General features: G+C 66.5%; 7 protein-coding genes. All 7 read right to left on the reverse strand.

Annotation, left to right across the window (positions count from 1 at the left end):
• A complete protein-coding gene (gene nuoK / locus Q8R27_RS05010) occupies positions 1 to 309 on the reverse strand; it encodes an NADH-quinone oxidoreductase subunit NuoK (RefSeq protein WP_305697969.1) in 309 nt (102 codons plus the stop codon).
• A complete protein-coding gene (locus Q8R27_RS05015) occupies positions 306 to 923 on the reverse strand; it encodes an NADH-quinone oxidoreductase subunit J (RefSeq protein ID WP_305697976.1) in 618 nt (205 codons plus the stop codon). Before Q8R27_RS05015 ends, nuoK begins: the two co-directional genes overlap by 4 nt.
• 72 nt (positions 924 to 995) lie before the next feature.
• Entirely contained in the window at positions 996 to 1,487 is a 492-nt protein-coding gene (nuoI, locus tag Q8R27_RS05020) for an NADH-quinone oxidoreductase subunit NuoI (protein ID WP_305697970.1), read from the reverse strand.
• Positions 1,488 to 1,493: 6 nt separating this feature from the next.
• Positions 1,494 to 1,688: a hypothetical protein gene (locus tag Q8R27_RS05025; protein ID WP_305697971.1), complete on the reverse strand. Its 195-nt coding sequence runs from the start codon at positions 1,686 to 1,688 to the stop codon at positions 1,494 to 1,496.
• Positions 1,685 to 2,761: an NADH-quinone oxidoreductase subunit NuoH gene (gene nuoH / locus Q8R27_RS05030; protein ID WP_305594412.1), complete on the reverse strand. Its 1,077-nt coding sequence runs from the start codon at positions 2,759 to 2,761 to the stop codon at positions 1,685 to 1,687. The genes Q8R27_RS05025 and nuoH overlap by 4 nt, the downstream gene beginning before the upstream one ends.
• Before the next feature lie 5 nt (positions 2,762 to 2,766).
• The gene (nuoG, locus tag Q8R27_RS05035; RefSeq protein ID WP_305697972.1) at positions 2,767 to 4,812 is read right to left on the reverse strand and encodes an NADH-quinone oxidoreductase subunit NuoG; all 2,046 of its coding nucleotides are present in this window, start codon (positions 4,810 to 4,812) and stop codon (positions 2,767 to 2,769) included.
• Positions 4,813 to 4,818: 6 nt separating this feature from the next.
• A partial coding sequence (nuoF, locus tag Q8R27_RS05040; protein ID WP_305697973.1) for an NADH-quinone oxidoreductase subunit NuoF occupies positions 4,819 to 6,007 on the reverse strand: 1,189 nt, incomplete at its 5' end.

A 6,007-nucleotide genomic window follows, 5' to 3' on the forward strand; every position in this document is an offset into this window, starting at 1 on the left:
TCAGCCCTTCATCACGGAGACGTCGTCGACGGAGATGTCGCCACGGTTGCGGAAGAAGGTGACCAGGATCGCCAGCCCCACCGCAGCCTCGGCGGCGGCGACCGTCAGCACGAACATGGCGAAGATCTGCCCCACGACGTTGTGCAGATAGACCGAGAACGCCACCAGGTTGATGTTCACCGCAAGGAGGATCAACTCGATCGACATCAGGATGACGATGATGTTCTTGCGGTTCACGAAGATGCCGAACACGCCCAGCGTGAACAGCACGGCCGCGACCGCCAGGTAGTGCACGAGGCCGATGGTCATTCCTGCAACCCCTCGCCGGGCTTGATCTGGACGATGCGCATGCCGGTCTTGGGGCTGCGCGCGACCTGGTCGGCGATCACCTGGCGGCGCACGCCGGGCTTGTGGCGCAGCGTCAGCACGATCGCGCCGAACATCGCCACCAGCAGCACCAGGCCGGCCGCCTGGAAGAAGTAGACGTAGTCGGTGTAGAGCACGCGACCGATCGCCTCTGCGTTGGTCAACTCAGGCGTGGCCACCAACGGCTGGGCGTTGGCCGAAGCCGCGCCCTGCGTCGCCACGGAACTCGCCACGACGATCATCTCCATGGCCAGGATGCCGGCGACCAGACCGCCCAACGGCATGTAGCGGGCGAAGCCCTGCCTGAGCGCGGTGAAGTCGACGTCGAGCATCATCACCACGAATAGGAACAGCACCGCGACCGCGCCCACGTAGACGACGACCAGCAGCATCGCCAGGAACTCCGCGCCCAGCAGCACGAAGAGCCCCGCGGCCGAGAAGAAGGACAGGATCAGGAACAGCACCGAGTGCACGGGATTGCGCGCCGAGATGACGCAGAATCCGGCCCCGACGGTGACTGCCGCCAGCAGATAGAATGCGATCGCCTGCAAGGCCATCGGCGGGTCGAGCCCCCTCAACAAAACTCAAAAAGCCGTCTTCGGCCGGATGTTCGGAATCGCGCGCGTCTCTTAGCGGTAGGGCGCGTCCAGTTCCAGATTCTTCGCGATCTCCCGCTCCCAGCGATCCCCGTTATCGAGCAGGCGTTCCTTGTCGTAGTAGAGCTCTTCACGCGTCTCGGTGGCGAACTCCAGGTTCGGCCCCTCGACGATGGCGTCCACTGGGCAAGCCTCCTGGCACAGGCCGCAGTAGATGCATTTGACCATGTCGATGTCGTAGCGGGTCGTGCGCCGGCTGCCGTCGGCGCGCGGCTCGGCCTCGATGGTGATCGCCTGGGCCGGGCAGATCGCCTCGCACAGCTTGCAGGCGATGCAGCGTTCTTCGCCGTTGGGATAGCGGCGCAGCGCATGCTCGCCGCGGAAGCGTGGGCTCTGCGGGTTGCGCTCATGCGGGTAAAGCACGGTCGCCTTGGGGCGGATCATGTACTTCACCGCGAGCCCAAAGGCGCCGGCGAAGTCCAGCAGCGCCGCGCCCTTAACCGCCTGTCCGATCCGTTCAAACATAACGCGTCACTTTCTCTTGCAGGCGTAGTCGGTCAGCACCTGGGGATCGCCCCCGTTCTGCAGCGCCAGTTGTCCGCCCTTGGCGGCGCATTCCTGCCCGGCTCGGCTCAGGCTGTCGTAGTTGGCGACGCCGCCGTCGGGGCTGGCCGAGGCGCAGGCCGTGCATGCGAGCACGAGGATGAGGGCGAAAGCCGTCCTCATACGCGCGGTCCGAACACGCGCCAGGCGGAAACCAGTGCCACGGCGACCAGCGAGATCGGCAGGAACACCTTCCACCCCAGCCGCATGAGCTGGTCGTAGCGGTAGCGGGGCACGATCGCCTTCACCATGGCGAACATGCAGAAGAAGAAGATGGTCTTCAGGAAAAACCACATGAAGCCGAAGAAGCTGGCTGCTGTGGGCGCCCAATCGGCCAGGAACGGCGTCGGGAACGGGGCCTGCCATCCGCCGAAGAACAGGATGGTGATCATTGCGCACATCAGCACGATGTTCGCGTACTCGCCGATCATGAACAGCAGGTAGGGCGTGGACGAGTACTCGACCTGATAGCCGGCCACGAGTTCGGACTCGGCTTCCGGCAGGTCGAAAGGCGGGCGGTTGGTCTCGGCCAGCGCGGAGATGAAGAAGATCACCGTCATCGGCAGCATGACGAAGATCATCGGCAGGTTCGCCAGGCCGCCGCCCAGGAAGTACCAGTTCCAGAAACCGCCAGCCTGGGCCTCGACGATCTTCTGCAGGTTCATGGTGCCGGACAGCAGGATCACGGTGATGATCACGAAGCCGATGGAGACCTCGTAGGAGACCATCTGCGCCGCCGAACGCAGGCTGCCCAGGAATGGGTACTTCGAGTTCGAAGCCCAGCCGCCCATGATGATGCCGTAGACGCCGAGCGAGGAGATCGCCAGCAGGTAGAGGACGCCCACGTTGAGGTCGGCGATCACCCAGCCAGGCGCCAGTGGCACGACCGCCCAGGCGACGAAGGCCAGGATGAAGCTGATCAGCGGCGCCATCAGGAACACCGCCTTGTCGGCCCCGTCCGGGACCACGACCTCCTTCAGCACGAACTTGAAGAAGTCGGCGAACGACTGCAGCAGGCCGAAGGGGCCGACCACGTTGGGGCCTTTGCGCATCTGCACGCCCGCCCAGATCTTGCGGTCGGCCAGCAGCAGGAAGGCCAGCGACAGCAGGATCCACACCGTCACGGCCAGGATCTGGCCGACGGTGATCAGCGTCCAGCCGCCCGGCGTCGCCCAGAAGTTGGTTGCACCCTCCATGCGCCCTACTCCGCCGCGATCGCCGCGGGCCCGGCGGCGAGCGCCTGGCATTCGGCCATGGTCACGCTGGCGCGCGCGATCGGGTTGCTGAGGTAGAAGTCACGGATCGGAGTGGCGAACGGCGCCTCGGACAGGTCGCCGGCCGCGCCCAGGCTCGCGAAGTCGAGCCCAGCAGCAGCCTGCGCGCCAGCCACGTAGTCGATCTGGCCGAAGGTCGGATGCTCTTCGAACAGCCGCGACCGGAGCTGGTCGAGGGAATCGTAGGGCAAAGTCGCGCCAACCCGGTCGGACAGGGTGCGCAGGATCGACCAGTCCTCGCGCGCCTCGCCCTTCGGGAAGACGGCGCGCACGCCCAACTGCACGCGGCCCTCGGTGTTCACATAGAGGCCGTTCTTCTCGGTGTAGGCCGCGCCCGGCAGGATCACGTCGGCGCGGTGTGCGCCCGCGTCGCCGTGGGTGCCCAGGTAGACGACGAAGGCGTCCGTAGCCGACAGGTCGGCCTCGTCGGCGCCCAGCAGGAACAGCACGTCCAGGCCGCCGGCGGCGGTCATCTGCGCGGCCGTCTTGCCGCCTTCGCCAGGCGTGAAGCCGAGGTCCAGGCCGCCCACGCGAGACGCTGCGGAATGCAGGACGTTCCAGGTCATCCCAAAGCTCTTGGCCAGCGCCGCGGCGGCTTGAACGACGGCCGCGCCGTCGGCGCGAGCCATGGCCCCCGCGCCCAGGATGATCGCCGGAGCCTTGGCGGCCTTCAGCGTCTTGACGAATGCGCTGGATGAACCGGCCAGCGATGAGAGCGCAGCAGGACCCGCGCCCAGGTGTTCGTAGCCATATGTCAGATCGGCCTGCTCGCCGATCACGCCGACTTGGAGCGCGCCAGCCAGCCAGCGCTTGCGCAGCCGCGCGTTCAGCACCGGCGCCTCGGCCCGCGGATTGGTCCCGACCAGCAGGATGACGTCGGCGTCCTCGATTCCAGCCAGAGTGGAATTGAACAGCCAGCTCTCACGCGGGCCGTCGCCCAGGGCCATGCCGTCGGTGCGGCAGTCGAGGTTCGCCGAGCCCAGGCCGCGGAACAGGTCCAGCGTGGCCTTCATCGACTCAGCGTCCTGGAGGTCGCCGGCCAGCGCCCCGATGCGGTCCGGCGCGGCGGCGCGCAGCTTGTCGGCTACCAGTTCCAGCGCCTCGTTCCAGGTCGCCGGGACCAGCTTGCCGCCGCGGCGGATGAACGGCCGATCCAGGCGCTGGCGGCCCAGGCCGTCGATGGCGTAGCGGGTCTTGTCGCTGATCCACTCCTCGTTGATATCCTCGTTGATGCGCGGCAGCACGCGCAGCACGGCGGGACCGCGGGAATCCACGCGGATCGCGGCGCCCATGGCGTCCATCACATCGACGGTCTCGGTCTTCTTCAGCTCCCAGGGGCGATAGTTGAACGCCCAGGGCTTGTGGGTCAGCGCGCCCACCGGGCACAGGTCGATCACATTGGCCGACAGTTCGCTGGCCACGGCCTTGTCGAGATAAGTCGTGATTTCAACGTCTTCGCCGCGCGAGATCAGACCGATATCCGGCACGCCGGCGACTTCGGTGATGAAGCGGACGCAGCGCGTGCACTGGATGCAGCGGGTCATCACCGTCTTGATCAGCGGACCCATGTACTTCTCTTCGACCGCGCGCTTGTTCTCGCCGTAGCGCGAGCCGTCGCGGCCGTAGCCCATGGCCTGGTCCTGAAGGTCGCACTCGCCGCCCTGGTCGCAGATCGGGCAATCCAGCGGGTGGTTGATCAGCAGGAATTCCATCACCCCCTGGCGGGCCTTCTTGACCATCGCGGTGTTGGTGAAGATCTCCTGGCCCTCGGCCGCCGGCAAAGCGCAGGAGGCCTGCGGTTTCGGCGGCCCGGGCTTCACCTCGACCAGGCACATGCGGCAGTTGCCGGCGATCGACAGCCGCTCGTGGTAGCAAAAACGTGGAATCTCAGCCCCGCCGAGCTCGGCCACCTGCAGCACGTTCATGCCGGGCTCGAACTCGACCTCGACCCCGTTGACCTTGGCTATGGGCATCTGGGGCTACTCCGCCGCGACCAGTGTGGCGCCCTGCACGTGGGGGCGCCCGGCGCGATAGTTGTTGATGCGATCCTCGACCTCGCCGCGGAAGTGGCGGAACAGACCCTGGATCGGCCAGGCCGCCGCGTCGCCCAGGCCGCAGATCGTGTGGCCTTCGACCTGGCTGGCGACGTCGAGAAGCATGTCGATCTCGCGCATCTCGGCCTCACCTGAGGCCATTCGTTCCATTACCCGCCACATCCAGCCTGTGCCTTCGCGGCACGGGGTGCACTGGCCGCAGCTCTCGTGCTTGTAGAAGTACGACAGCCGGGCGATCGCCTTCACCAGGTCGGCGTCCTTGTCCATGACGATGACCGCCGCGGTGCCCAGGCCGGACTTCATGTCCTTCAGCGAGTCGAAGTCCATCAGCGCGGTCTCGGCCATCTCGGCCGTGATCAGCGGGGTGGAGGAACCGCCCGGGATTACAGCTTTCAGGTTGCCCCAGCCGCCACGGATGCCGCCGCAGTGCTCTTCCAGCAACTGGCGCAGCGGGATCGACATAACCTCTTCCACCACACAGGGCTTCAGCACGTGGCCGGAGATCGCCATCAGCTTGGTGCCGGTGTTGTTCGGCCGTCCGAAGCCCGCGAACCACTGCGCGCCGCGCCGCAGGATCGAGCCCACCGTGGCGATGGTCTCGACGTTGTTGATGGTGGTCGGGCAGCCGTAGATGCCGGCGCCGGCCGGGAATGGCGGCTTCAGGCGCGGCTGGCCCTTCTTGCCTTCCAGGCTCTCCATCAGCGCGGTCTCGTCGCCGCAGATGTAGGCGCCGGCCCCGTGCGTTACATAGAGGTCGAACGGCCAGCCGAAGACGTTGTCCTTGCCGATCAGCTTAGCCGCATAGGCCTGGGCGATCGCGGCTTCCAGGTGCTCGCGTTCCTCGACGTATTCGCCGCGGATGTAGATGTAGCAGGCGTGCGCGCGGATCGCGTAGCTGGCCACCAGGCAGCCCTCGATCAGCAGGTGCGGATCATAGCGCAGGATCTCGCGGTCCTTGCAGGTGCCCGGTTCGGACTCGTCGGCGTTGACCACCAGATAGTGCGGCCGCTCGCTCTCCAGCTTGGGCATGAAGGTCCACATCAGGCCGGTAGCGAAACCAGCCCCGCCGCGCCCGCGAAGGCCCGAGAACGAGATCTGCACGCACAGCCATACC

Origin of the sequence: Phenylobacterium sp. (assembly GCF_030697305.1) — a bacterium.
Taxonomy (GTDB): Bacteria; Pseudomonadota; Alphaproteobacteria; order Caulobacterales; family Caulobacteraceae; genus Phenylobacterium.